This window comes from Paenibacillus artemisiicola (genome assembly GCF_017652985.1).
In the GTDB taxonomy this organism is placed as follows: Bacteria; Bacillota; Bacilli; order Paenibacillales; family Paenibacillaceae; genus Paenibacillus_Z; species Paenibacillus_Z artemisiicola.
Map to the genome: position 1 here is coordinate 319,838 of NZ_JAGGDJ010000002.1, position 26,450 is coordinate 346,287.

General features: G+C 57.0%; 24 protein-coding genes. 19 read left to right on the top strand and 5 right to left on the bottom strand.

All coding sequences use genetic code 11. The features are described 5' to 3' along the window. Positions 1-59 precede the first annotated feature (59 nt). From I8J29_RS04700 to I8J29_RS04730, 7 genes are all read left to right on the top strand, one after another. Complete coding sequence (locus I8J29_RS04700) at positions 60-953, top strand: ABC transporter permease subunit (protein ID WP_208846506.1); 894 nt, start codon at positions 60-62, stop codon at positions 951-953. After that, positions 946-1,869 (top strand): ABC transporter permease, encoded by a 924-nt coding sequence (locus I8J29_RS04705; protein ID WP_208846507.1) that lies wholly within the window; start codon positions 946-948, stop codon positions 1,867-1,869. Before I8J29_RS04700 ends, I8J29_RS04705 begins: the two co-directional genes overlap by 8 nt. 205 nt (positions 1,870-2,074) lie before the next feature. After that, positions 2,075-3,643, top strand: coding sequence for a hypothetical protein (locus I8J29_RS04710; RefSeq protein WP_208846508.1), 1,569 nt, complete (start codon positions 2,075-2,077; stop codon positions 3,641-3,643). Positions 3,644-3,992: 349 nt separating this feature from the next. After that, on the top strand, positions 3,993-4,991 hold the full coding sequence (locus I8J29_RS04715; protein ID WP_208846509.1) for a Gfo/Idh/MocA family protein: 999 nt from the start codon (positions 3,993-3,995) through the stop codon (positions 4,989-4,991). A gap of 231 nt (positions 4,992-5,222) precedes the next feature. Continuing rightward, positions 5,223-5,852, top strand: a complete 630-nt coding sequence (locus I8J29_RS04720) for a TetR/AcrR family transcriptional regulator (RefSeq protein WP_208846510.1) — start codon at positions 5,223-5,225, stop codon at positions 5,850-5,852. Further along, positions 5,845-6,192 carry a DUF4260 domain-containing protein gene (locus I8J29_RS04725; RefSeq protein ID WP_208846511.1) on the top strand — a complete coding sequence of 116 codons (348 nt, stop codon included), beginning with the start codon at positions 5,845-5,847 and terminating at the stop codon, positions 6,190-6,192. The genes I8J29_RS04720 and I8J29_RS04725 overlap by 8 nt, the downstream gene beginning before the upstream one ends. A gap of 154 nt (positions 6,193-6,346) precedes the next feature. After that, positions 6,347-7,489 carry a zinc-dependent alcohol dehydrogenase gene (locus tag I8J29_RS04730; RefSeq protein WP_208846512.1) on the top strand — a complete coding sequence of 381 codons (1,143 nt, stop codon included), beginning with the start codon at positions 6,347-6,349 and terminating at the stop codon, positions 7,487-7,489. Between the two features lie 151 nt (positions 7,490-7,640). Here the strand turns inward: I8J29_RS04730 and I8J29_RS04735 are convergent, their stop codons facing one another. From I8J29_RS04735 to I8J29_RS04745, 3 genes are read right to left on the bottom strand one after another with little or no spacing between them, the layout of a single operon-like run. Beyond that, the gene (locus I8J29_RS04735) at positions 7,641-8,777 is read right to left on the bottom strand and encodes a Ger(x)C family spore germination protein (protein WP_208846513.1); all 1,137 of its coding nucleotides are present in this window, start codon (positions 8,775-8,777) and stop codon (positions 7,641-7,643) included. Then, complete coding sequence (locus I8J29_RS04740; protein ID WP_208846514.1) at positions 8,774-10,159, bottom strand: spore germination protein; 1,386 nt, start codon at positions 10,157-10,159, stop codon at positions 8,774-8,776. Before I8J29_RS04740 ends, I8J29_RS04735 begins: the two co-directional genes overlap by 4 nt. Next, positions 10,152-11,234, bottom strand: coding sequence for a GerAB/ArcD/ProY family transporter (locus tag I8J29_RS04745; protein WP_208846515.1), 1,083 nt, complete (start codon positions 11,232-11,234; stop codon positions 10,152-10,154). Before I8J29_RS04745 ends, I8J29_RS04740 begins: the two co-directional genes overlap by 8 nt. A 264-nt stretch (positions 11,235-11,498) precedes the next feature. On the opposite strand from I8J29_RS04745, the gene I8J29_RS04750 reads away from it, so the two are divergent. From I8J29_RS04750 to I8J29_RS04765, 4 genes are all read left to right on the top strand, one after another. After that, complete coding sequence (locus I8J29_RS04750; RefSeq protein WP_208846516.1) at positions 11,499-12,518, top strand: ROK family transcriptional regulator; 1,020 nt, start codon at positions 11,499-11,501, stop codon at positions 12,516-12,518. Between the two features lie 49 nt (positions 12,519-12,567). Further along, entirely contained in the window at positions 12,568-13,785 is a 1,218-nt protein-coding gene (locus I8J29_RS04755) for an MFS transporter (RefSeq protein ID WP_208846517.1), read from the top strand. A gap of 117 nt (positions 13,786-13,902) precedes the next feature. Next, positions 13,903-14,202, top strand: coding sequence for an ArsR/SmtB family transcription factor (locus I8J29_RS04760; RefSeq protein ID WP_161741541.1), 300 nt, complete (start codon positions 13,903-13,905; stop codon positions 14,200-14,202). A gap of 268 nt (positions 14,203-14,470) precedes the next feature. Next, the gene (locus I8J29_RS04765) at positions 14,471-15,637 is read left to right on the top strand and encodes an iron-containing alcohol dehydrogenase (protein WP_208846518.1); all 1,167 of its coding nucleotides are present in this window, start codon (positions 14,471-14,473) and stop codon (positions 15,635-15,637) included. 46 nt (positions 15,638-15,683) lie between these two features. Here the strand turns inward: I8J29_RS04765 and I8J29_RS04770 are convergent, their stop codons facing one another. Next, entirely contained in the window at positions 15,684-16,424 is a 741-nt protein-coding gene (locus I8J29_RS04770; RefSeq protein WP_208846519.1) for an SDR family oxidoreductase, read from the bottom strand. 167 nt (positions 16,425-16,591) lie between these two features. Continuing rightward, a complete protein-coding gene (locus I8J29_RS04775; protein ID WP_208846520.1) occupies positions 16,592-17,533 on the bottom strand; it encodes an AraC family transcriptional regulator in 942 nt (313 codons plus the stop codon). A 254-nt stretch (positions 17,534-17,787) separates the two neighbouring features. Here I8J29_RS04775 and I8J29_RS04780 point away from each other — a divergent pair, with 254 nt between their 5' ends. From I8J29_RS04780 to I8J29_RS04815, 8 genes are all read left to right on the top strand, one after another. Next, positions 17,788-18,783, top strand: coding sequence for an aldo/keto reductase (locus I8J29_RS04780; RefSeq protein ID WP_338113040.1), 996 nt, complete (start codon positions 17,788-17,790; stop codon positions 18,781-18,783). Positions 18,784-19,023: 240 nt separating this feature from the next. Further along, positions 19,024-19,635: a TetR/AcrR family transcriptional regulator gene (locus I8J29_RS04785; RefSeq protein WP_208846521.1), complete on the top strand. Its 612-nt coding sequence runs from the start codon at positions 19,024-19,026 to the stop codon at positions 19,633-19,635. Between the two features lie 172 nt (positions 19,636-19,807). Next, the gene (locus tag I8J29_RS04790) at positions 19,808-21,265 is read left to right on the top strand and encodes a 4-hydroxyphenylacetate 3-hydroxylase family protein (RefSeq protein ID WP_338113041.1); all 1,458 of its coding nucleotides are present in this window, start codon (positions 19,808-19,810) and stop codon (positions 21,263-21,265) included. Positions 21,266-21,378: 113 nt separating this feature from the next. Then, positions 21,379-22,680, top strand: coding sequence for an acyl-CoA dehydrogenase family protein (locus I8J29_RS04795; RefSeq protein ID WP_208846523.1), 1,302 nt, complete (start codon positions 21,379-21,381; stop codon positions 22,678-22,680). 26 nt (positions 22,681-22,706) lie between these two features. Next, complete coding sequence (locus I8J29_RS04800) at positions 22,707-23,600, top strand: MetQ/NlpA family ABC transporter substrate-binding protein (RefSeq protein ID WP_208846524.1); 894 nt, start codon at positions 22,707-22,709, stop codon at positions 23,598-23,600. An 18-nt stretch (positions 23,601-23,618) separates the two neighbouring features. After that, the gene (locus I8J29_RS04805; protein ID WP_208846525.1) at positions 23,619-24,389 is read left to right on the top strand and encodes a methionine ABC transporter ATP-binding protein; all 771 of its coding nucleotides are present in this window, start codon (positions 23,619-23,621) and stop codon (positions 24,387-24,389) included. Further along, on the top strand, positions 24,382-25,047 hold the full coding sequence (locus I8J29_RS04810; RefSeq protein WP_208846526.1) for a methionine ABC transporter permease: 666 nt from the start codon (positions 24,382-24,384) through the stop codon (positions 25,045-25,047). The genes I8J29_RS04805 and I8J29_RS04810 overlap by 8 nt, the downstream gene beginning before the upstream one ends. A gap of 16 nt (positions 25,048-25,063) precedes the next feature. After that, a complete protein-coding gene (locus I8J29_RS04815; protein WP_208846527.1) occupies positions 25,064-26,443 on the top strand; it encodes an LLM class flavin-dependent oxidoreductase in 1,380 nt (459 codons plus the stop codon). Positions 26,444-26,450 lie beyond the last annotated feature (7 nt).

The following is a 26,450-nucleotide window of genomic DNA, read 5'->3' on the forward strand; positions in this document are numbered from 1 at the left end:
CGAGCCCTCTTCATCGTATAAACCCGTAAGCATCGGACGGAAAGGATTTCGGTTACGGCATGACAAAAGTAACGCGGTACATCTTCATGATCCTGGGCACGCTGTCGTTCGTGCTTGCAATTGCGATGTTTCCCGCCGTACTGAAGCAAAGCGCGTTCGACGGCTCGCTTCGCTTCCATTGGTCCGAAGGATGGACGAGCCTCGCGCGCTACTTGGAAGGAATCGCGAACGGCGACAGCTTCCGCTACCTGGCCGGCCAGAAGGAATTGCCGTTCTTTCGCCAGATCGGAAGCAGCTTCCTGCTTTCTTTGATCTACTTGGCGACCGGCGCCGCGGTCGGCTTAACCATGGGCATCGCGCTCGGCATCCATTTTGCGCTGTCGCGCGCGAAGGGGCTCAGACGTCTATTGGACGTGACGGGCGTGCTCCCGGATTTCGTCATCGTGCTGCTGCTGCAGTTTGCAATCGTCCTGTTGTCGTCGGCGACCGGGCTTCTTCTCGTGCAGGTTGCGAGCATAACCGCGGATCGGCCGGCGGTCGCGCTTCCCATTCTCTCGACCATCATCGTTCCTTCGGGCTACATGATCCGGAACGTCGCGCTTCACATGAGCCAGACGCTGACCGAGGACTACATCAAGGCCGCCAAAGCGCGAGGACTGAAGAAGCGCTATCTGATCTTCTTCCATGCGCTGCCTAACGTACTGCCCTTCATCAAAGCCGACGCGAATAAATTTTTGGCCATTCTGTTCGGGAATTTGTTCATTTTCGAATATTTGTTTAACTTGAACGGCGTGACGGCGTTCCTATTCTCCAACGCGTATACCACGTTTAAACTGTACCAATACAACCTTGTCGTGAACGGGATCTTGGCGCTGCTGCTGCTGTACGCGATTTTGTTTGCGCTCGTAAGAGCCTTGCTGTTCGGGTGGGAGAAGGTGTTCGCGCATGAATAAAACATTGGCGGCCGGTTTGGCGATCACGATGTTCTTCCTCGCTGCGTGCTTCTTCGGCGAATATGCCGCGCCGTACGATCTAAGCGAGAACGTCCCGCCCCATTATGTCGGCGAGCCCGGCCACCGCACGCTGGTCGCGCCGCCGTTCCCGCCGTCGGCAAGCCACCCGTTCGGCACGGATAAATACGGGACCGACATGGCGGCGAAGCTCCTGGACGGGGCGAAGTATACGATCATCGCCTCGTTATCGATCGCGTTCTTTCGCCTTTTCGCGGGCGGGGCGCTGGGGCTGCTGCTTGGTTATTTCGGGGCGGGGAGGGTCTCTCGGACCGGCCGGACGCCGATCTGGACGATGCTGAACGGCATCCCGATTTTTATCATCGTCTGGATGATCATGACCGGCATCTCGATGGATCCTTCGGCGACGCCCCTCGAGATGACCCTGATCCTGTCCGCCGTATTGGCGCTGGTCGGGATTCCGGCGGTGGCATCGACGGTGAAAGCGAAAACGACGGTGTTCCGCGAGGAACTATTCATCCTCTCCGCCCGTTCGATCGGGGCCGGACGCTGGCGGATCGTCCGCACGCATCTGCTGCCGCATCTGCAGGAAAGCCTTCTGATTCTGTTCGTCCAAGAAATCGTCTTGATTCTCGGCTTGTTCGGACAGCTGGCGATCTTTAATCTCTTCGTCGGCGGCACGCTGGTCTACAAAGACTTGGTGTATCCGGAATACGCGAGCCGCACGAACGAATGGAGCGGGCTGATCGGACAGTCCCGGGGGAATTTGTATATCTACCCGTGGGTGCTGTTCTTCCCGCTGCTCGCGTATATCGCGTACATTCTCGGTCTCCATATGATCGCGCTCGGAATCGAAAAGAGGTTCAAGCGGAAGGTCGCCAAATTTTCGCAGCTATGAGTTGACCCGGCGTATGCATGTTCGCCGCACGGTGTCCCGATGATCAAGCAACCGTTGATCCATCGGGACCTTTTTATTTTATCGAAAAATAGCGCGCAATTGATATAAGAGATGGTATAGTAGGAGTATCCGTCAGTATGGTATCGATACCAGAAAAGCGGGGGACCACTTCTCTTCGAGTTTAATCACGCTATTGGAGGTACCTATGAGCCAATCTATGTATAACGGAACGATTTCTCGCGACGCGTTGGAACGCTACCTTTCGCGGGCGGTCACGGCCGCGGATCTGGTCAACAGCTCGACGTTGGACGACGATCTCAGAATGATCGGCAACATCGGCGCCAAGTTTCTCGGCCGCGCCTCGGGCGTGTGGCTGCTGGAACCGGATGACGACGCGCACTTCCGGAACTCTCGGGCGCTTGCGGAACGCGTGCATGCGGTCGACCCGGACATTATGCTGCAGACGTGCATTTTTGAAGCCGTTTTCAGCGGGGTGGAGCGCATCGACATCCCGGATTGGGTGTTCGAGGCGTTTCGATTGCCGGTCGAACGGCGTACGTTCCGTTACGCGGACATGCTGTTCGATTCGAAGCCGCAAGGATTCGTGTGGGATGGGGACGGCGGCATTCCGAACCTGAACAAGCCGGAGACGCAGCTATGGTTCTATTACAGGGCGGTGCGTTATATCGATGCCGGATATGAGGCGATCCATATGGGACAAGTCCATTTGTATACCGCCGAAGATTTGGGATTTCAACAAACGGCCGCCTTGTTCCGGAAGATCAGGGACTACGCCAGAGCCCATGCGAGACGCGGAATCGTGCTGCTCGATGCGCATACCCACGGGGTCAATATCAATGGCGAGCTTCTGTTCGACTTTCATTCCATGCCCTATTCGCGGATGCCGATCTTGGATCGGACGGGAGACAAGCTCGCGCTGGTGCAAGAGGGGTTCAGCGAAGGCGGCGTAACGCCAAGCGGCTGGAGCTGCGATTCCTTGCCGATGCTGATGGAGCTCGATAATTGGGGAGGGAAGTTCTTCAGCGAAAGCGACGGCATTCCGGACGAACGCCGAGCTTGGATGGAATGGTGGGGATACGACCAGATTACGTGGTTTGCCTCGCAGGACGCGGAGAGCCGCGATCGATTCTTGGATTATGCCTTCAAATGGACGGCCGTAACCAACATCCATGCGTATCTGCAAATGCCGGTCCGCAGAACGTTGGGCAGCTGCCGGATCTCGATGCCGGCAAGCGGCGAAGGCGAAGCGGCCACCGACGTGTATCAAGCCAATCGGCCCGGCGCCGGCTGTCCGCTCGGATTCGGTCAGGAAGAGACGATCAAGCGGCTTTGGCAGTCGGAGGAAGATCTCCGTGGCCGGGCAAGCAATCCGCTGCCGAACGCTCCCTTCGGCGCGGCGAACGACTTCGATCCCGAGACCGGCGTCAAGCTTCCGGCGCGCGTCGTCCTATACGGCAGCTTCCAGCATCAGGCCGGCGCGATCAATTACGACTCCAACAGCGAGACGACCCGCATGTACTATACGGGGAACGGCCTTTACCGGCGCACGTTCGTATTTCCGTTCCGGGGCTCGTTCGACTACGCGGTCGCTCCTTACGGAACCTTGTCCCAGACGTATTCGATCGACACCTACCCCCGAAGCGGGTCTTCGACGAAGTCGACGTTGGTCTTGGAACGGGATAACGAAGCCGTGGAATTCGTCTTCGACTTCGCCAATCGGCAGCTTACCGCTCATGTCGTCGAAGGGCGATAAGCGCACGGGCGTTCGGTCGTGATCCAACGTTAATTAGACGGTGAACGATGGCATGGAAACGACGCAGCCGGTCGCAACGATCGGCTGCTTTTTCATCGGCGATGGGAAAGTCCGTGATCTGAGCGATGCGGCCAAGGCGCAGAATCGCTAAACTAATCGTAGAATCGTCCAAATAATCAGCGTATACAATAAAATGTTGCGATGTTATAATTTACCTCGAGGATTGCTGGGCAACGTGTCGATCATGCACCGCACGTATACGTGCGCGTTATCTCCATCGCTGCAACAATCTTTTTTTGACCGCACAGTGTAAGCGTTAACAAACGAGGATGGTATGGGAGGCGTTGAAATGGATAAAGTTCGGTTTCTTATGATCGGTGTAGGTGGCATGGGAAGAGAGCACATCCGCAGATTGTTGAACGTGCCTGAAGCAGAAATCGTCGCGTTGTCGGATCCGTCCGACAAGGCTATTAACGTGGTGAAGGAAACATACCCTCAGCTCGCCGACATTGCCGTCTATGCGGACTACCGGGAAGCGATTGCGCAATCCGGCGCGGATGCGGCCGTTATCGTTTCCCCGCATAGCATGCACTTCGAGCAAGGAATGGCGTGTCTCGACGGCGGCCTTCACGTGCTGATGGAGAAGCCGTTCGTAAGCGGAGCCGACAATGCGGAGAAGATCATCGCGCATGCCGAAAAGGTGAACAAGCATCTGGTCGTCGCGTACCAGCGCCACCTGATGGGTCCCTATATGTTTATCCGCGACTTGATCGCACGCGGAGAACTGGGGAAAATCAACTTCATCACCGCTTACCAGGCCCAAAGATGGCTGATCGGCGCAACGGGCACGTGGAGGCAAAACCTTGCGTTGTCCTGCGGCGGGCAACTGAACGATTCGGGCAGCCATCTGCTGGACGTCGTGCTGTGGGTCACGGGCCTCGAGCCGGAGAGCGTATCCGCCATGATCGAGAACCACGGCAGAGAAGTGGATATCGATTCCGCCGTGACCGTTCGCTTCAAGGGCGGCGCCATCGCGACCTTTAACGTGGTCGGCAGCGCGAGCATCAGCTGGCACGAGGACGTTTCCATCCACGGCGATAAAGGATCGGTCTTGTACCGCAACAACCAAATTTTGGTCGCGAAGGAAGGCGAAAGGTCCCTGACCGAAATCTCGGAACAGGAATTGCCGGGATCGAGCGATCCGGACGTCGATTTCGTGAACCTCGTATTGGGCCGGGTGAGCGAAGCGGCCGCGCCTTCGAGCTGCGGCTTAAGAATCGCCCGTTTGACGGAAGCGGCATGGGAGAGCGCTGCCAACGGCAGCAAGGTTATCACGTTAGCTGACTAATAGCGCAATCATCGGGCATCCTAATCACGACAACAGCGCCCGGCGGAATGCCGAACGTTCGTGATGCGTGCGCGAATTCATACGCCGCTTGGAAAGAGCCATCCCTCGCAGGATGGCTCTTTTTTAATTCATGATTACATGCGCGATTGCTATTGACTGTTCGAACAAACAGTATTATGATGAGTGCATCACAAAAACTGTTCTACCGAACAGTATAGGAGCGAGGAAGCCATGACGACATCACCATCCAACCAGGACGAACGAAGAAGCGCCATTCTGCTGGCGGCCTTCAAGCTATTCGGGCAGACGGGCTACGCCAAAGCGACGATGAAAGATATCGCGGCCAAAGCCGGGGTCGCTCAAGGACTGATCGGATACCATTTCGGCACGAAAGAAACGCTGCTTGTCGAAGCGGTGAGGGAATGGATGCTCAACAAGGGCATGAAGGCCGCCTTCGCGGAGCTGGATCCGCACGGATCTCCCGCGGAGATTCTAGAGCAGGCTTTGCTCCACGTCGTGAAGTTTCGTAAAGAAAACCCCGAGTGGTTTACGCTGCTGATCAACCTTTGGACGGAGAGCGTAAATAACGACAAGCTCGCAGCGGAGCTGCGCGAACTTTACAAGGAAATGAAATCGGGCATCATGGTCATTCTCGATCGCATGGAGCTGCGGATGGAACGGCGCGACCAGGAAACGCTGGCGTCGCTGATCCAGGCCGTCTTCGACGGATTGACGCTTCAAGCCCCCGTCCCGCTGTCCACGGAGCCGATCTCCCGCGAACAGGTGTCGCTGGGAATCGGATGGCTGCTTGAAGGGGCACGAACCACGGCTCAACGAAAAGGAGAACCCAACCATGAATAAGCATCTGATTCGCATCGAAGGACTGGCCGTTCTGGCGTTAGGCACGTACATGTACTTCTCCAATGGCTACAACTGGATCGTGTTTCTGCTCCTGCTGCTGCTCCCCGACGCGTCCATGCTCGGCTATGCGTTCAACAAGAAGGCGGGAGCGTATCTCTACAATGCCGCCCATACCTTCGTCACGCCGCTGCTGCTGTTATTCGCGGGCATGGCCTTTGCGTCCGGCTTCCTCACGATGATCGGCTTCATCTGGCTGGCTCATATCGGCATGGACCGAATGATGGGCTACGGATTGAAATACGAAACGGACTTCAAGGACACGCATATCCAACGCCTCTAACTCGAAACGGTGCCGAGGCTTGCCGGTTCAACAGGTCCCGGGAGCGGAGTTTCTCCTTCGGCATTTGGCCGTCATGGTTATTGCCTTCAAGAAGGATTGGCGAATACGGTTAGGGGAATGCTTCTGACGTGAACTTCAACGGAAGGGGTATCCCATGAAAGCCTTAACTTATCAAGGAATGAAGAGCGTACGCGTTAAAGATGTGGCGGATGCCAAACTTAGCCGGGCAGACGATGTTCTGGTGCGGATAACGACAACGGCGATTTGCGGATCGGACCTGCATATCTATAACGGCGAAATACCCAATATGCCGGACGATTTCATAATCGGTCACGAGCCGATGGGGATCGTGGAAGAGGCAGGAAAGGAGGTCACCCGGGTCAAGAAAGGAGATCGCGTGATCATCCCGTTCAATGTCGCGTGCGGCCAATGCTGGTACTGCACCCACCAACTCGAGAGCCAATGCGACAACGCAAACGAATTCCTTCACGGCGACACCGGCGGTTATTTCGGGTATTCGGAGACGTACGGCGGATACGCGGGCGGACAAGTGGAACTCATGCGGGTGCCTTACGGGAACTTCCTGCCGTTCAAGGTGCCCGAGGACGCGGAGCTGGAAGACGAGAAGCTCCTCTTCCTGTCCGACATTATCCCGACGGCCTATTGGAGCGTGGAGAACGCCGGCGTCAAGCAGGGCGATACCGTCATCATCCTCGGATGCGGACCGGTCGGTCTTCTGACTCAAAAATTCGCCTGGCTCAAGGGCGCGAAACGAGTGATCGCCGTCGATCACGTGGACTACCGGCTGAAGCATGCGGAGAAGACCAACCGCGTCGAAGCGTTCAACTTCAAGGCCATCGACGGGCTCCTCGGTCATTTGCAGGAAATCACGGGAGGCGGAGCGGACGTCGTCATCGACGCGGTCGGGCTTGATTCGGAGAAGACGCTCCTGGAGAAGGTGGAGACGCTGCTGAAGCTGCAGGGAGGAGGGCTCGGCGCGTTTCGCATGGCGACGAAGCTCGTTCGCAAAGGCGGAACCATCCAAGTGACCGGCGTGTACGGAATGAATTATAACGCCTTTCCGTTCGGGGATTTGTTCGCCCGAAACATTACCGTGAAATTGGGACAAGCGCCCGTCATCCATTACATGCCGGAGCTGTACCGCAAAATAAAAGACGGCGCGTTCGACCCGACGGATATAATCAGCCACCGGATCCGCTTGAGCGAAGCCGAACATGGATACCGCATGTTCAACAATAAAGAAGACGACGCGATGAAGATTATTTTAAAGCCCTAGATTGGATAACGGGATAGATCCCGCAATTCAACACGAAGAGAAGTTACAGCCGGTCATTCGGACCGGCTGTTTTGGTTGCCATCGGATGGACACGCCTATTAAGATCTGCTGCCCGAGCATGAAACCTGTTTCCTTCGTGGCTGCCGCTTATCTAATTACGATGACCATCTTCGCTTCGCCGCTCCCGCAGCTCGAACATGTTCGTTCCCATGAGCTTGACGTTAACGTGCAGCTGCAGCCCCGGAATGTCGTTATCGACGGCAAGGCCTTTGCGGTACCAGACTTCGTTCAAGGAGTAAATGTCGACGGCGCGTTTCTTTCCGTTCTCGTACGTTTGGGTGATTTCGTCCTCGATGTTCTTCTTGATCAGCGCGTTCGCTTGCTTCAGCTCGAGCGGAAGCTTCTGTTCCCGAAGGACGGCGTCCAGGCTGAGGTACAGCTCGACCGTCCGTTTCCCGTTCTTGTAGACGGGCTTCTTCTTCAGCTTGTTGTCCTTGACCGTAACGGTTCCGTAATAGGTGCCCTTGTCTCCTCGGAGCGGGAGAATGCCGCGGGACGTTTTCTCGTTCAGCCATTTCACGCCGCTTACCTCTTCGCGGCCGAACCTGGCTTGGCTCTTGCCGTTCCGCAGCGCGATCAGTCCGTTCACGATCGGCAGCGTGATCGGCTTGCCGTCTTTGTCCCAGTTCTCGGAGAGCCCGACATGATCCAGCAGCGAGGTCTCGTACAGCTCGCTCGAAGAGCGCACGAAACTCTGGTAACTCACCGGCTTGAAGGAAGACTGCATCTGTTTATACAAGAGGTTCGGCTGAAAGTACATGGTGTTTACGGGGGACGTCCCCGTAATCGGCTTGGTGCTGAACACCTTAGCGAGGTCTTCGTTCGTGGCGAACACCCATGGCGTATAGCGCTGGTCGCGCGTCCGCATCAGCTCGTCGTGAATGTCGAAGATGCCCTTCTCCAGTAGGCGGTCGGTGAAGAAAAACACTTTGTTCTGCGTCCAGTCGGTACGCATTTGACTTTCCTTCCGCAGATCATACATCGCCAGCTCGATGCTGACGCCTTCGCCTTTGCCGACCACGACCGGATTGGGAGCCGCCGGGCCTCCTTCTTGCTTCGCCATGGAGGAGAGCTCGTTGATTTGCGCGTAGATTCGATATTTCCCGTCGACGTAGTCGACGCCGATCATATTAATGAAGTTGAAATATTGAATGTTTTTGACGTCCCAGCAGCCGCAGATGAACAACAGCATGCAGCCGGCCAATGCCGCTTTCCAGATCTGCTTCATTCGGCGCCATCCTCCATTTTCGTATCGTCCTGCAAGTGGAGGTTCTGGGCACGCTTCTTCATCCGGTTTGCCGGTTTCTTCAACAGTGCCCCCGCGAGATCCGCCCAATTCGGCGGCGACAGCGGAGAGAGGTACGGAATGCCGAAGGATTTCAAGTCCGATAAATAGGCGACGACGAAGAAAGCGGACAAGAAGAATCCGAACATGCCGAGGATCGAGCAGACGATCATGATGGCGATGCGGATGACCGACACGACGCCGCTCAGCGTCGGGTTCACGAGCGTGTAGCCGGCGATGACCGTGGTCGCGGCGATGACCGTGACCGTCGGAGACGTAATGCCGGCCCGGATGGCGGCATCGCCGACGATGATGCCGCCGACGACCGTTACCGTCGGGCCGACCGACTTCGGAAGTCGCATTCCCGCTTCCTTGAAGAGCTCGAACAGGACGATGACGCTGATCGTCTCGAGCGGCAGCGAAGTCGGAAGTCCGATGCGGTTCGTGGCGATGGTGGCCAGCAAGGGAAGCGGAACCTGCTCGAAATTGAAGCCAAGCAGCGCGATGTAGAACCCGGGCAGAAACAGCGCCAAGTGCCAGCCGAACAAGCGCATGATCCGTTGAAAAGAGCCGATGATCGCACGGAAGTAGCCGTCTTCCGGCGATTTCATGAGCGACGTCAGCGTAACGGGCGCGATGATGGCAAGCGGCGAGCCGTTCACCAGGATCGCGAAACGGCCGCCGACCAGATACTCCGCGGCAAAATCAGGCCGTCCGGTATTGTCGATCAGCGGGACCACCGCGAACGACCGGTCCGAGATCGCTTCCTCCAGCTGGGAGCTGGTAATCAGCGCGTCGATGTCGATGTTCCGCAGCCTGGCCCGGGCCTCGTCGACCGCAGCCTTATTCGCGATATCCTGAATATACAGCAGGCTGATCGCGGTCTGGCTCCGGACGCCGATCGTGAAGGACTCGACCTTGAGCGTCGTCGTGCCCAGCCGCTTGCGGATGAGCGCGACATTGATCTGGAGGCTCTCTGTGAATCCGTCGCGCGCCCCCTTCGTAGACGTTTCCGTAACGGATTCTTCGGGGTTTCGCTGAGGCGGGTCCGCGACATGCTGCACGTAGCAGCAGGCCGTTTCCGTCTCGAAGAGAAGCAGATTGCCGTTAAACACGCAAGCGGCCAGCTCCTCCTCCCATTTGGCCGTCAAGGCGACGGAGTGCTGCCGCCATACGTGCGCGCCGCATGTGCTCAGCTCGTTGATTTGCCCCTGATTGGACATGCCCAGGCAGTAGACGAAGAGGAAGCTGCCGTTTGATTCGAACATCACGTCTCCGCAATTCTCGAACAGCTTCCGGATGCCGCTTTCGCTTAGGTTATCCATTCCGCTTCACCGCCTTCCTATTCTTTCCCACCCAAACGCACAGCAAGAGCACGAGGCTCATGCAACCGCAAAACAGGCCGGAGATCGTATAGTACGAGGTCACGTGATCATGGAACCGGACGTCCGATAGCTTGAACTGGTTGATCACGAAGAGAAACACGGCGATCAGGAGGTACAAGAGCTCGGGATGGCGCCATTTCTTCACCCACAAGCTGTGAATGATGTAGATGGCGAGCGAAGTGCGGATGAACGAGCCGGCCAACCATTGGTAGATGGACAGGAAATCGGTTTGGCTCAGCATGCTTCCGATGGACGCCATGCGCCACTGCTCGTAGGCCGGGTACCGCAGCTTCTCGGCTTCGAACGGGCCGAACATGGCCATGATGCCGGCCAGCGGTCCGAACGTCAGCTCGACCAGTATGAGGACGACCAGCGCCATATTTTTGCGGGTCAGCTTCCCTTGGACATCGTCTTTCAGGAAGAACACGAGGAAGATCTCCATAATGCCCGCCGTCGTATACCAGGCGCCGTGAGCGATCGCTTGCGGCGGATTTTTGAACACGGGAAACAAATAGCCGTAATCCTTGAATTGAAAGTTTACGGTCATCACGTAGAAGCCGAGTGCAACGATCCAGGGCAGCAGGATGCCGTTGGTGATGGCGATCGCGGCGATTCCCTTCCTTGCCGTGTAATAACAAATGCTGAGGATACATAGGCCGACGACCCATTTCGGGGTATAGGTCAAGTAGGTTGAATTGGACCAGATGATCGTATCCCGAACGCTGATACTCGCCTGAGCCGCGAAATATAACGTGTATACAAGCGTGAAGATCAGCCAGACGAACGCGTTCGTTTTCTCATTCACCCAGGTGGAGAGCGAAGCAGGGAGCTGCTTGAAAATATAGGTATACAACAGGCCGACAAGCAAGGAAGGGACGATGGCGAACAGGACGGAAATCCAGGCATCCCGTTTCGCGGCATCGAGCAGGATCGGAATAAGGATGACGTGGTTCGAGATTCCGATAAACGTGATCAGCAGCATGGACAACTGGAAAGGGGTGATTTTGTCGTTCATTCCGTTCGCGCCTCCTTGCAGTCGAAGTGCGGTTAGTTTTTCCAAATGCGTGAAATTCATGCACTTGGCTAACTGCGCAAGACTTGCTTGGCGGGGGCATGCGGCTGCGGCCTGCAGATGCCGCAGAATCCGACCGCAGGCCAAAAAACATAACAACACGTCAGAAATACGCTCTTGTTCCGACAGACGGCTTTTGCTACGATGGTCACAAGTTATTAAAGTGATTTAATAAGTCGGACCCCATTCAGGAAAGGGACGGATCAAATGACGAACTTGTTTATGCCGAACGAGATCAAGGAGCCGTTGATTTATCGCATCCGGGCGGGACTCATCATGATGGGCAGCGCCACGAAAGCGGAGCTCAGCCAGCGCTTGGGGATCAGCTTCCCGACCATCAGCAAGTGTATCGCGCAGATGGAGAAGGACGGGGAGATCCGCTATACCGGGGATGACGATTCCAGCGGAGGCAGGCGGGCGAAGCGATATGCCTACGATCCGGAATACATGCTGGGGCTTGCCGTCTTTATCGAGAAGGACGAGACCCATTATTCGATCTTCAACTGTATCGGAGAGATCAAAGCGCAGGGAACGGAGCCAAGCGTTATCCGCGAGGATGCGCAGCTGCTGGCGGATCTGATCGAAGGGCTCATCGAACAATACCCGAGGCTGCGTTCCATTGCGATCGGAGTGCCCGGCGCCGTAAACAACGGGAAAATCATCTTTATCCCGCCGTATCAAAACTTTCTTCATTACGACTTGAAAGGGGAATTCGAATCCCGGTTCCAAATCCCGGTCGTGGTCGAAAACGATATGAACGCCTCGGTGCTGGGGTATGCGTCGAACTTCGAGATTGAGAATGAATCGCTGGTTTATTTGTACTTCGGTCAGAACGGCCCGGGTTCCGGCATTATGATCAACGGGCAAGTCGTGCGGGGGCATACGTTCTTCTCGGGCGAGATTTCCTTCGTTCCCCAGTACGATACGCAGTCCTTCTCGGATGCGCTGTATACGGAGAAGCGGGAAAGCCGGATCGTTCTGGCCGGCGATAAGCAGCTCGACGCCGTTGCCCGGTTGATTGCCGCCTTCACGGCCATCATCAACCCTCGCGCGGTCGTCTTTTGCGACGATGAAGTGGACGATGCTCGATTAACCGGCATCGCGGATCTAAGCGCGACCTATATCCCGCGCGAACATTTGCCCCTGCTCGTGTCAAGCGATTGGAGACAGGATTATTTGACCGGCTTGCAGCAATTGGCGCTTCATCTGATGATTACAGATGGTTGAGGGACGAGAGGTCCGAACCTTATCTTTCCTATGAAGGAGGTGCTCCGCATTGGCAACCCTTTTTTTGGTTATTATTTATCTGGCGTTCATTAGCCTGGGCATTCCGGATTCGCTGCTTGGATCCGCATGGCCGGTTATACGGCCCGATCTGGGCGCTTCGTTCGGCTTCGCGGGGATTTTGTCCATGATCGTGGCCGGGGGAACCATCGTGTCCAGTCTGGTCAGCGGGAATTTGGTTCAGCGATTCGGGACCGGAAAGTTAACGTTGCTTAGCTGCTGTCTGACGGCCGGAGCGCTGCTCGGCTTCTCCGTCGCGCCTTCAATCGTCTGGCTTGTCTTCTTGGCCGTTCCGCTTGGGCTAGGCGGGGGAGCCATTGACGCGGCGCTCAACCATTATGTAGCCGAGAACTACAAGGCTCGCCACATGAATTGGCTGCACTGCTTTTGGGGCGTAGGGGCTACGATGGGACCCATCATCATGTCTTATTTTATCGCGGAACGGCATTCCTGGAGAAACGGTTATGCGGCCGTGTCGATGATCCAGTTCACGCTCGCGATCATCTTGCTCGTTACGCTCCCGTTATGGAAACGCGTTGCGGAGCGGAGGAGCAGCTCGCGCGAGAGCATGAATCATCCGGCGGATCATGCCGGTACGGAAGGGAGCCTTCCTGCGGGCGTTACCCCGTCTAACGTGCTCCTGATCAGAGGGGTGATACCGACGCTGGTCGCTTTTTTGTTCTATTGCGGGGTTGAATCCACGGTCGGATTATGGGGGGCCAGCTATTTGGCCGGCGCGCGAAATATGACCGCGGAGGCAGCCGCCGGGTGGATCTCTTCGTATTATGGCGGAATCACGATCGGCAGGTTCATTACGGGTTTCGTTACGATGAAGGTCGGCAATCGCGCGTTGATCCGATGCGGTCAGATCACGGCCATTGCGGGCGGGCTGCTTCTCGCGCTTCCGGTACAGCCGTTGTTCTTGGTCGGACTCGTTCTTATCGGTTTGGGGCTTGCGCCCATCTATCCGGGGCTGCTTCATGAAACGCCGGTTCGCTTCGGGCAGGGGAACGCCGCCAAACTCATGGGGGTTCAAATGGCCGTAGCTTATACGGGCTCGACGCTTCTTCCGCCGCTTTTCGGCGTCCTATCCACGCACGCGAGCATTGCCGTATTCCCAGTCATCGTGCTTGCTTTTCTAGTCATCCAGCTGCTAAGCGCGGAAAAAGTCAATCGCTCGTTAAGCCGGACTGGGCTCTCGTCTCGTTGAGACGGGCGACTTTGCCTGCCATAACGGCGCGTATACCAAGTTCTCATTTGAAGCTGCATGTTTCGGTTCGATTTTACAATTTGACATATTGCAACTTCGCAATATATAATAAGCCACATGACCAACCCAATCGAGATTTTCAAGGCACTATCCAATGAAGCGCGCATTCAGATTTTAGAATGGCTGAAGGATCCTACCACCCATTTTTCTCCCCAGGAAGGGGCTGATCTTGTTACGGTCGGGGTATGCGTAAGTCAGATTACCGAGAAGTTGAATTTGAATCAATCTACCGCTTCGCAATATCTTTCCATGCTTCAAAGAGCAGGACTGGTCCATGCTACGCGTTCAGGGAAATGGACCTATTACAGAAGGAATGAAGAGGCGATCAAAGAAATCGGCCGGTTCCTTCAGAAATAACCGAATGCTGGATATGGAAAACTGAATTGAATGCGGCATTCAGTTTTTCTACGGGTTAACATATCGACAATTCGCAAAGTTTAAATATTTTTTTGAAAATTCATATCGACATTTTGCAATATATAGATAGATAATGTTTGAGGAGGTGATGCACAGCTGGAAAGAACGCGATCCGCATAACGGATTATGCGCGATCAAGACTTGTAATGGTTGGTCAATATTAAATTCATTTCAATCGCAAAACTACAATCGAGAGGTGCATAACGAAATGCAAGACTTTTCATTTCATAATCCCACTAAGCTTTTGTTCGGTAAAGGTCAAGTAAGCAGCTTGAAAAAAGAAATTCCCGCGTACGGCAAACGCGTCCTGCTCTTATACGGCGGCGGCAGCATTAAAAAAAGCGGCTTGTATGATAAAGTGATCGGCGAACTGAAAGAAATCGACGCCAACGTCGTCGAGCTGGGGGGCGTTGAACCGAATCCGCGGCTCACGACCGTCAATAAAGGGATTACCCTCATCCGGGACAATCGGCTCGATTTTATTCTTGCGGTCGGCGGCGGCAGCGTCATCGATGCCGCGAAGGCGATTGCCGCGGGCGTGCCCTATGACGGCGACGTATGGGATATCGTGACGGGCAAGGCGAAAGCACCGTCCAACGCCGTACCGATCGGCACGGTGATCACGATCGCGGGAACGGGATCCGAGATGAACGGAAATTCCGTCATTACGAATTGGGATACGAATACGAAAGCTTTTTTCAACTCCAATCACGTGCTTCCGAGATTCAGTATTCTAGATCCGGCGCTTACCGCCACCGTACCACGGGACCAAACGGTATATGGCAGCGTGGATATTATGTCCCATGTCTTCGAACAGTATTTTCATGCGTCGGGCAACGCGCCTCTTCAAGAACGAATCGGCGAAGCGATTCTTCGCACCGTTATCGAGACGGCGCCTAAGCTCGTGAACGATTTGCGCAATTACGACTATCGCGAAGTCATGTTATTGAACGGGACATTGGCCTTGAACGGACTGACCGGAATGGGCGTCAATCCGGATTGGGCGACGCATCTGATCGAGCACGCGGTATCGGCCGTCCATGACATCCCGCATGGCGGGGGAATCGCGATCATTGCTCCGCATTGGATGGAGCGCGTCGCGGCGGTACGTCCGGAGAAAGTCGCGCAGCTCGGCGTTCGCGTATTCGATTTGGACCCGACGGGCAAGACGGATGCGCAATTGGCGGCGGAGGCGATCCGGTCGCTCCGGGAATTTTGGGCTTCCATCGGAGCGCCGACGAAGCTGTCGGACTATGGAGTCGATGACAAGGCAATCGAGCTGATGACGGACAGGGCGATGCTCGCCGATCGTATCGGCAATTACGTCCCGCTTACGCGCGAAGATGTCAGAACGATCTTGAGAAACTCGCTATAACATGCAGAAGGGCTGTCTCACGATGAGACAGCCCTTTTTTGCCAACTCAGAACTCCTGCGCGGTCGGACGCAGCACGATTTCGTTGATATCGACATCCGCCGGCTGTTCGACGGCGAAGACGACGGCCCGTGCCACCGCGCTCGCGGGAATGGCGGCGTTGTAGAAGTCCAATACGGCGGACTGCGACGTGCCCGTGGTGTTGAACTTCAGGTCGCTCTCCACCGCGCCGGGTTCGATGGAGGTCACCCGGATCTTGGCGCCGACTTCGTGGCGCAAGCCTTCGGAAATCGCGCGAACCGCGAATTTCGTACCCGAATAAACGGTGCCGCCCGGCGAGAAGACCTTAATCCCGGCAACCGAGCTGACATTGATGAAGTGCCCGCTCTGATTGGCGAGGAAGATCGGCAGGGCGGAGGCTATGCCGTACAGCACGCCCTTGATATTGATGTCGATCATCGCGTCCCACTCGTCGGTATTGACCTCGGACATCGGACGAATCGGCATATAGCCGGCGTTGTTGACGAGCACGTCCAGCTTGCCGAAATCGGCGATGACCGCCTCGACGACCGCCTTGAACTGCGCCTTGTCGGTCACGTCGAGCGGATAGGCGCCTGCCTTGCCGCCAGCCTTCGCGATCTGCGCGACCACCTCGTCGAGCTTGTCCTTCCGGCGCGCGGCTACCGCCACGATCGCGCCTTTGGAAGCGAGAAGTCGCGCGGCCTCCGCTCCGAGGCCGGTGCCGCCGCCCGTGATCAGGACGACCTTGTCGGTGATTCCTTCGCTCATGCTATATCTCCTCTGCGAATGTTTTTGGGGCAAACGCCGGTCCGATTGGAAGCCGGATGCCGCATTTCCCCGACATCCCTATTAGGGTTGCAGAGACAACGCGAATTTATGACCGTTAGGATTTGGATGTCCCGTTCGGCGGCAGAACGGAAGCGTTGCGGACGGTTCTAACGCCGAGCGCGCCATGATTCTTTTTCGGCCGTTTGGATCGCTTTCATATCTTGTAGCGGGGGGAGGCCGAATAGACGCCGGTATTCGCGGTTGAATTGCGAAGTGCTTTCATACCCGACCGCCAAAGCGGCGGTCGTGACATCCATCGAACCGCCCAGCATCAGGCGTCTCGCCGCTTGAAGACGAAGCTGTTTTTGGTATTGCAAGGGCCCCATCGACGTGACGAGCTTAAACTTATGCTGCAGGCCCGAAACGCTCATGTTCGTATAACGGGCAAGCTCGCCGGCGGTAAACGAACGCGCGTAATTTTCTTTGATCCACGCAATCGCCTTCCCGATGCCGTCGGCCTGCCGGTCGAACAGCACTTGCTGAACAAACAAATGCCCGTATTCGCTGGATAATAACTTGAAAATCATTTCTTGTTTGATCAGGGCGGACAGGAAGTTGACTTCTGCCGGTTTGCCGGTCAATTTCAACAGCCTGACGAACATCTCCAATAGATCGGCATCGGATTTCCCGATGAAGGCCCCCGCGTTCGGTTCGCGATCCCTAGGCGGAACCTGGATATCGGCAGACATCATGACCGAAGCGATTTCCTGCGTCGTGAAGTCCGCGCGCAGACCCAAGAAAGGCGATTCCGTCGTAGCGCGCACGACCTGCGTCGTGCCGGGCAAGTCGATCATCGACGCCAAGAAGTTTCCCGGGTGCGCATGGAAGATGTGTTTGCCGACGTGGATTTTTTTCGTGCCTTGAAGAAAGAGACAAAAGGAGGGCGTCAATACGCAGGGAATCGGCGGTCTGTCATGGCTGTGGCGATCGATGGTCAGGTACGGGATGAGGGTTGCCGTGCTTCCGTCCGCCGTCGTGATCTTCTCGGACAAGGCAATGAGCTTGTCCAGCAATCCGTTCAAATTAGCGCCATTTTCTTCCGTAAGCATGCGAGTTTCGCCTCTCTTTTCCGACGTTCTAAGCTCGCTATTAGCATGCGAGCAGCGTAATTCATTATACGAGCTGCATGAAGGAACGCAAGATACCGAAGCAAGGAATCCGGGATTGCTGCAGGTTTAGGCAACTTTCATGCAGAATCAGGCGCGCCGCGTTCTTCCTCGCAGCGGATAATGGGACCGAAGGAATTCTTCATGATTTCCTTCGCACCGCAATGAATCGCAACCTTGACGGGAGGCATCGGACAATGACGATGAACACACGCAAACTAGGCAATCAAGGACTCGAGGTGTCGGCGGTCGGACTCGGCTGCATGCCCATGAGCCAATCGTACGGCCCGGCAGACGAAGGGGAATCCATCGCCACGCTGCATCGCGCGACGGATCTCGGCTGCAACTTCTTCGATACGGCTCAAGGGTACGGGCCTCTTACGAACGAGTCTCTTCTCGGCAAAGCCTTCAAGGACCGGCGCGATCAGGTGATCATCGGCACCAAATTCGGCTTTCGTTTTAAGGACGGCAAGCAGGTCGGGGCCGAGAGGGCCAGCAGGCCGGAGCATATACGGGAAGCGGTAGAAGGTTCGCTGCGGCGGCTCGGAACGGATTATATCGACCTCCTCTATCAGCACCGCGTCGATCCGGCCGTTCCCATCGAAGAGGTTGCGGGAACGGTCGGAGAGCTGGTCAAGGAAGGGAAGGTGCGGTTCTTCGGCCTTTCGGAGGCGGGCATCGCCACGATTCGCCGGGCCCATGCCGTCCACCCGGTATCGGCGCTGCAGAGCGAATATTCCTTATGGGAGCGTAATCTGGAACCGGAGATCATCCCGGCGCTGCGCGAATTGAATATCGGGCTGGTTCCCTTTTGTCCGCTGGGAAGGGGATTTTTGACGGGGAACGCGAAGCGGGCCGAGTCGTATCCGCCGGAAGATACGCGGCATAACGATCCGCGCTACCAAGGCGCGCATTTCGACGCGAACGTGCAGGCGGCGCGGATCGTCTTCGAGATCGCCGCGGCCGTCCAGGCCAAGCCCGCGCAAATCGCGCTTGCCTGGCTGCTGCAGAAGGGAAACGACATCGTGCCCATTCCCGGGACGAAACGCCGCGTCTATCTGGAGGAGAATATCGCATCCGAAGCCGTGGATCTGGATGCGGCGCAGATGAAGGCGCTTGACGACGCGCTGGGTACGGGAAAAATTGCCGGAAACCGTTATCCCGACTGGATCATGGCGACCATTGACCGTTAAGGACGCAAGCCTGATGGTACGAACCTTGTTAGATGACGCGCAAGTAAAGATCGAAACGAAGGCGCTCCGCTCCCGGGGCGCTATTTTTATATAATTGATAATTCCAATTGATTAACTATGAATTGTCCGCTATGATAAATAGCAATTAACAAATGCTGTAAGTGTACGTTTTTATTTCTAACGTCCATTTTTGAACAAACGCTTGACATTTGTCCGATTATCGAAAAGGATGTGATTCAAATGGGCATCCCCCGACCGGATCGCCGAATTCCGAAAACGAAACAGCATATCGTGAACGCTTTTTTGTCCCTATGCGAGCAAAGGCCGTTCGATGCCATCGTGATTAAAGACATCACGGAAGCGGCCGATGTGAGCCGTTCTACGTTTTATGCGCATTTCCAGGACAAATACGATTTGCTAGAACAGATCATCAAAGCCAAGCTCGATGAACTTCGTCATCTGTATGAAAGCAAGAAAACCGTCATTCTAAGCTACGAGCCGCGTCAAGACGGTCCGGATCCGTATTTCGCCGTCATGTTCGAGCATTTGGCCGAGAACGCTCCGTCCTACCTCGTTCTCTTATCGCGCTTGCCGGAATCCGGGTTCGAAGCGCGGCTGACGGAAGCCGTCCACGGCACCCTCGCCCAACGGATCGACGACAATCGAATGGATCAGAAGCAGCCGATTCCGCTGGATATCTTGCTGGATAGCATGTCCTTCTGGATTACCGGCACCGCGGTTGCCTGGTTGAAGCAAGGCATGATCTATTCCCCCAACTATATGGCGATTCAATTGAGCAGGCTGGCCGCCATGGGATTTTATCAAGCGATGAATTACAAGGCGAACAAATGAAGGCTTCCTGTTAGAATTGCGTTCGCGCGTCGCACATCATCCTGACTATTGTCCGATAAACGCCAATTACGAGGGTTCTGTTTGTTGACCCTTGGACGGCGCGACGTTAAGATATACCCAATACCTGAGTTAACTAATCGGAATTATAAGTTTTATGCGGGGAGGTGAACAGGTGAGAGGCGATGCGTTTGTCAAAAGCTTGCACGACGGGCGGACGGTGTGGTTGAACGGGAGCAAGGTTAACGGGCTCGAGACGCACCCCGCGTTCCGAGGGACGCTGGGAACGATCCGCGGTCTCTTCGACACGTTGGACGATCCGCAGCTTCGCGATCAGGCCGGATACCGGGTCGAGGGCCGGGAAGCCTACGCGCACAGCTCATTCCTGGTTCCGCATACTCCGGAAGAGCTCGCCCGGCGAAGTCAATCCTTTGCTTTCTGGTCCAAACAGTGCAACGGCATGATGAGCAGGCTGTCGGACTACGCGCGTTCGTTCGTTACCGGCTGGTATGCGGCGCGCCATGACTTGGAACGTCTGGAGCCCGGCTTTGCCCGGAAAATCTCGGCGTATTACGAGACGGCCCGGGACAACGATCTCTTTTTGACGACCGCCATTATCGATCCTCAAATCGATCGCTCCAGCGGTCTTGACGACGATCGCATTGCGTCGCGATTCCTGCACGTCGTCAAGGAAACGAGCGAAGGCCTCGTAGTACGGGGGGCGAAAATGATTGCCACCGGCGCGCCGTATACGCATGATTTCGTCATCTTCTCGTTTCTCAAGCTGGAACAGGCGCATCGGGCGCATGCCCATGTCCTGATCGTTCCCGCCCATTCGCCGGGGCTGCACATCGTCTGCCGGCAGTCGTTCGCGAGCGACAAAGAGCACGACGCGCCGATCAGCGCGAGGTACGATGAGATGGACGCCGTTCTCTTCTTCGATGACGTGTTCATTCCTTGGGAACGCGTCCTGATGTACGGCGATGCCGAGAAAGTTATGGCGCTGAGGGCGAACACGACCGCGAATGCCCTTGCGTTCCACCAAAATATCGTGCGCTATGTCGCCAAGCTCGAATTCATTGCCGGGGTGACGTTCGCGATAGCGGAGGCGATCGGAGCAGCCGGATTTCTGCACATCCAAGAGAAGCTCGGCGAGCTCTTGACGCAAATCGATTGCATGAAAGCCCTCGTCATCGCTTCCGAGACGCAAGCCAAGGTCGACGGGAACGGCGTGCTCGTCCCGGAGCTGTCCTACATCCATACGGCCAGAAACATCGGGACGAAGTTTTATCCGCGGGCGGTCGAGATTTTACAGCAGGTCGGCGGCGGCGGGTTCGTTCAGGTCCCTTCCAGCATCGAAGATTTTTACGGCACGATCTCGGAGCTGATGAGCCACTATTTCGAGGGAGCCACGGTCAGCGCGGAGAAGAAGGTTCAGCTGTTCAAGCTTGCGTGGGATCTGATCGGAAGCCCCTTGGGCGCAAGGCATGAACTGTACGAGCGCTTTTACGCCGGGGATCCGGTGCGGGGCTTCGCGAACCAGTACTTGGCTTCCGATAAGGAGAGCTTGACGGCTCCGATTTGGAAATTAATCAAAGACTCCGCCAAGCGCGGGGCAGCGACCCCTTCATAACGAAACCGTTCGACCGGACCACCGGAGACCTCCAGCCTGAAGGGCTAGCGGGTCTCTTTTGTTTTCAGGAAGCCGGCGTTCGTTCGAAAGATGCAAAAGCGAGGAGGAACGACATGGGACAAAGCAGCGGTGTTTGGGGACGCGGTCCCTCTGCCGATTACGAGCAGCTGGCCGAGCGGTTCAGACCTGCCTTTCGGCTCATTCAAGCGGGCGCGCTCGAGCGCGAGTTAAACCGGAAGCTGCTGCATGAAGAGATCCGTTTGCTGAAGGAGCAGCGATTCGGCGCCATGCGCATTCCCGTGGAAGAGGGGGGCTTCGGCGCATCGATTCCCGAGCTGTTCCAGCTGCTGATCGAGCTGTCGGAAGCCGATTCCAACGTGACGCAGGCGCTCAGGATCCATTTCGGATTCGTCGAGCGCGTGCTCCGTCTGCCGGATGGCGATCGTAAGCGCCGATGGCTGCGGCGAATCGCGGACGGCGCGATCGTCGGCAACGCGTTGACGGAAACCGGCGGCGCGCAGGTCGGCCGTTATGAGACGAAGCTGGCTTCGCAGGGGGAGCGCCTGCGGGTAAGCGGCACGAAGTTCTATTCCACGGGCACCTTGTACGCCGATTGGATCATCGTCGGCGCCGAGCGCGAAGACGGCGACATCGTAACCGCGCTGGTCCCCTCGACGGCGAGCGGCGTGGAAATCGCGGATGATTGGGAAGGCTTCGGGCAGACGCTTACGGGAAGCGGCACGACGATCTTCCGGGAGACGCCCGTCGATCCGGACGAAGTGTACGCGCGAGACACGTATCCCGCGTACGCGGCGGCGTTTGCCCAACTGGTGCATCTGTCGACGCTGGCCGGAATCGGCCGCGCGGCGGCCGGCGACGCCGCGACGGCGATCGCCGAACGGCGGCGCACGTATTCCCATGCGGCCGCCGGCCGGTCGAGCGAGGATCCGCAAGTGCTGCAAATAGCGGGACGCGTGCACAGCCAAGCCTACGCGGCGGGGGCGGTCGTGCAGAAGGCGGCCGAGGCCGTGCAGCGCGCATGCGACGCGCAGGACGCGGAGGATGCCGCATTCGCGGACCGGTCGAGCGTCGAGGCGGAGATCGAAGCGGCGCAAGCGCAGACGGTCGTAGCCAGGCTGGTGCTTGAAGCCGCATCCGCGCTGTTCGATGCGCTGGGCGCGTCGGCGACGATCCGCTCCAAGGCGCTGGACCGCTATTGGCGCAATGCCCGAACGATCGCCTCTCATAATCCGCTGATTTATAAAGAACGGATCGTGGGCGATTATGCCGTGAACGGCACGCGTCCGGCCTTCGCCTGGCAGACGGGCATCGGCGCGCCCGTACATAGCGACCAGACAACCGGGGACGGCGACGCGCGGCCGGGCCCGCCGTCCTCGTCTCAAGGATTCGCCTAATTCCAATTCAAAGGAGTCGTAGAAGCATGAAGAAACCCATTCGATTGACCGCGCTCATGATCGTCCTCGCCTTGACCTTCCTGGTCGCGGCGTGCGGGAAGGGAAATACGGACGATGCGGCAGGAACGACGGCAGGAGGCACGGGGGAAGGAACGGCGGCGGCCGCGAATCCGGAGGATAAGATCATTCATCATATCATGAGCGACGCGGGGTTCAACAGCGAGATCGTGAAAATCTTGAAAGCGGAGCTAGCCAAAGACGGCTACACGCTGGATTACGTCGTCGTGAATGACATTATTCAACCAAACAAGATCGTCAACGACGGCGAAGCGGATACGAACTCCTTCCAGCACGAGGCGTATTTCGACCAGTTCGTCAAGGACCAGGGCCTGAAAAACATCTCGAGAGCCTTCTATACCACGTTCACGCCTTCCGGGCTGTATTCCAAAAAATACAAGTCGTTCAAGGACGTGCCCGACGGCGCCTTGATCGGCATTCCCGTCGATCCGGCGAACAACGGACGCGCCTTGTTCATGCTGCGGGATCTCGGGCTGCTGAAGCTGAAGGACGGCGTGGAGGTCATTCATGCCACGTTGAAGGACATTACCGACAATCCGCATCGCTACAAATTCAAGGAAGTCGATCAATTGATGCTGCAGCGGACGCTGGACGACGTCGACGTGGGCTTCTTGTTCGCCGGCACGGCCGTTCAAATGGGCTACAAGCCCAAGCAGGACGCGCTGGCGCTGGAAGACGGCAAAGACCTGCCCTACAAAGGCATCGTGGCCGTGAACAACAAGCTGCTCGGCACGCCGAAGATCAAGGCGCTCCAAAAAGCGTACGAGAGCCAAGCGATCAAAGATTTTTACAAGGAAAAATACGGCGATGCCATCGAGAGCCTGGATGATCTGAATAAGTGACGAAGGGGAGGGCTTATCATGATTACCCTGAACAAGATCGGCAAGACGTTCGCGACGGCCGGAGGACCGCTTCACGCGGTATCCTCCGCTTCGCTGACCGTGGAGCAAGGCGATATTTACGGGCTGATCGGCTTCAGCGGAGCCGGCAAATCGACGCTGCTGCGCACGATCAATCTGCTGGAACGGCCGGACGAGGGGACCGTGCACGTCGACGGCGAAGAGCTCACCGCGCTTCCGCTGCGCGAGCTCCGGAAGAGAAGGCTGGCGATCGGCATGATCTTTCAGCATTTCAACCTGCTGAATAACCGCAACGTCTACGATAACGTCAGCTTCCCGCTGGAAATCGCCAAGGTCCCCCGGGCCGAACGCAGGCCGCGCATCGAGAGCTGCCTGGAGATGGTCGGCTTGTCCGACAAGGCCAAGGCGTATCCGGCCAAATTAAGCGGCGGGCAGAAGCAGCGGGTCGCCATTGCCCGCGCGCTGGCCGGCAACCCGAAGATTCTGCTGTGCGACGAGCCGACTTCTTCGGTGGACCCGCAAACGACGGGCAGCATCCTGGCCGCGCTTCAGGAAATCAACCGGAATTTGGGCATCACCATCGTCATCGTGACGCACGAGATGAACGTGGTGAAGGCGATTTGCAACAAGGTCGCCGTCATGGAGCACGGCAGGATCGTCGAGAAATTCGATTTGCGCGAGAAGCATATCGTGCCGCAATCCCCCATCGCGCAATATCTGTTCAAGAACGAAATCGCCTTGGAGCGGGAAATGGAGGCGAGCTATGCTTAGCCATGTCAGCACCGCGTGGCCTGAGCTGATTCAGGCGCTGCTGGAGACGTTGTATATGCTGGTGTTGACGATCCCCATCGCGGTCGCGATCGGGACGCCGCTTGGCACCATCTTATTCCTGACCCGGCCGAATTCATTTCTCAAGTGGCCGAAATTTTACTTGGTTCTCAACGGGTTCGTCAATATCATGCGGTCCTTTCCGTTCCTGATCCTCATGATCGCGATCATTCCGTTTACCCGCCTCGTGGTCGGCACGGCGCTCGGGACGACGGCCGCGACCGTGCCCATGATCATTAACGCGGTCCCGTATTTCGCCCGATTCATCGAGCAGATTCTTCTGGAAGTCAACCGCGGCGTCGTGGAAGCCGCCGAATCGATGGGCGCGAGCAAATTCCAAATTGTCTGGAAGGTGCTGTACACGGAAGCCCGCTCCGGGATCGCCAATTCGATTACCATCGTCACGGTCAGCTTCTTGTCCTATTCGACGGTCGCGGGGCTCGTCGGCGGAGGAGGGATCGGCGATTTCGCCATCCGGTACGGCTACTACCGGTATGAGACCGACGTGATGTTCGTGACGATCATCATCATGGTGCTGTTCGTTCAAGTCTTCCAGTTTGCCGGCAACTACATCGTGCGCAAATTGGATAAACGGTTGTAAGAAGGGAGGGGCGAACATGCCGAAAAAGATCCATCTCAACGCCTTCGAGATGAACTGCGTCGGCCATATCGCGCACGGGCTGTGGCGTCATCCGGCCAACACCCGCCATCGGTACACCGATGTCCGCTATTGGACGGAGCTCGCGGAGCTGCTCGAACGCGGAAAGTTCGACGCGCTCTTCTTGGCCGATGTCGTGGGGGTATACGATGTTTACAAGCAAGGGCCGGAGACGGCCATTCGCGAGGCGGTGCAGATTCCTTGCAACGATCCGCTGCTCGTCGTCCCGCCGATGGCGCTCGCGACGCGGCATCTGGCCTTCGCCGTCACGTTCTCCACGACGTACGAGAAGCCCTTCGCGCACGCAAGACGCATGTCGACGCTCGACCATCTGACCCAAGGACGAGTGGCGTGGAACGTCGTCACGTCTTACTTGCCGAGCGCGGCCCGTAACTTCGGTCTGAACCGGATGATCGCGCACGACGAGCGCTACGAGATCGCGGACGAATTCCTGGATGTCTCCTATAAGCTGTGGGAAGGCAGTTGGGAAGACGATGCGGTCGTTCGCGATGCCGGGAAAGGGATCTACACGGATCCCGGGAAAGTCCACCTCATTGATCATGACGGCCGTTACTTTAAGGTGGCCGGGCCGCACTTGAGCGAGCCTTCCGCGCAGCGGACGCCGGTCATCTACCAGGCCGGCAGCTCTTCGCGGGGGCGCGCGTTCGCCGCGAAGCACGCGGAGGCGGTGTTCCTCGGAGGCGGGAGCACGGAAGCCTTGAAGCGCAACGCGGACGACATTCGCAAGCAAGCCGCCGCCATCGGGCGGAATCCGGCGCATATCAAGCTGTTGACGGGCTTGCTTGCGATCGTCGGGAGAACGCGCGAGGAAGCGAAGCGCAAATACGAGGACTTCCAAGCGCTCTATAGCCTGGAAGGGGTGCTGGCGCATTATGGCGGCGGAAGCGGGTACGATCTGTCCGCGTATGCGCCGGACGAGGTGCTGACCTATGCGGAAACGGACCACGGGCGGACGGCTGCGGCCCAATTCACGAAGGACAGCCCGCGGCCCAAAACGATTCGCGAAGTCAAGGAGACGTTAGGGACGCTCGGCGGGCGGGGATTGTTCGTCGTCGGGACGCCGGAGGAGGTCGCCGACCGCATCCAATACTGGGTCGAAGCAACCGGCATCGACGGCTTCAACGTCATCCAGATTCTGTCTCCCGATACGTTGCGCGATTTCATCGAGCTGGTTGTGCCCGTGCTGCAGCGCAGGGGGGTGTTCCGGGAGGAATACGAGGAATCGACCTTGCGGGAACGCCTGTTCGGCGCAGGGAACAGCAGACTGCCGGACGATCATCCGGGAGCGGCTTATCGCAAGCAAACTACCTTGACCTAACAGGAGG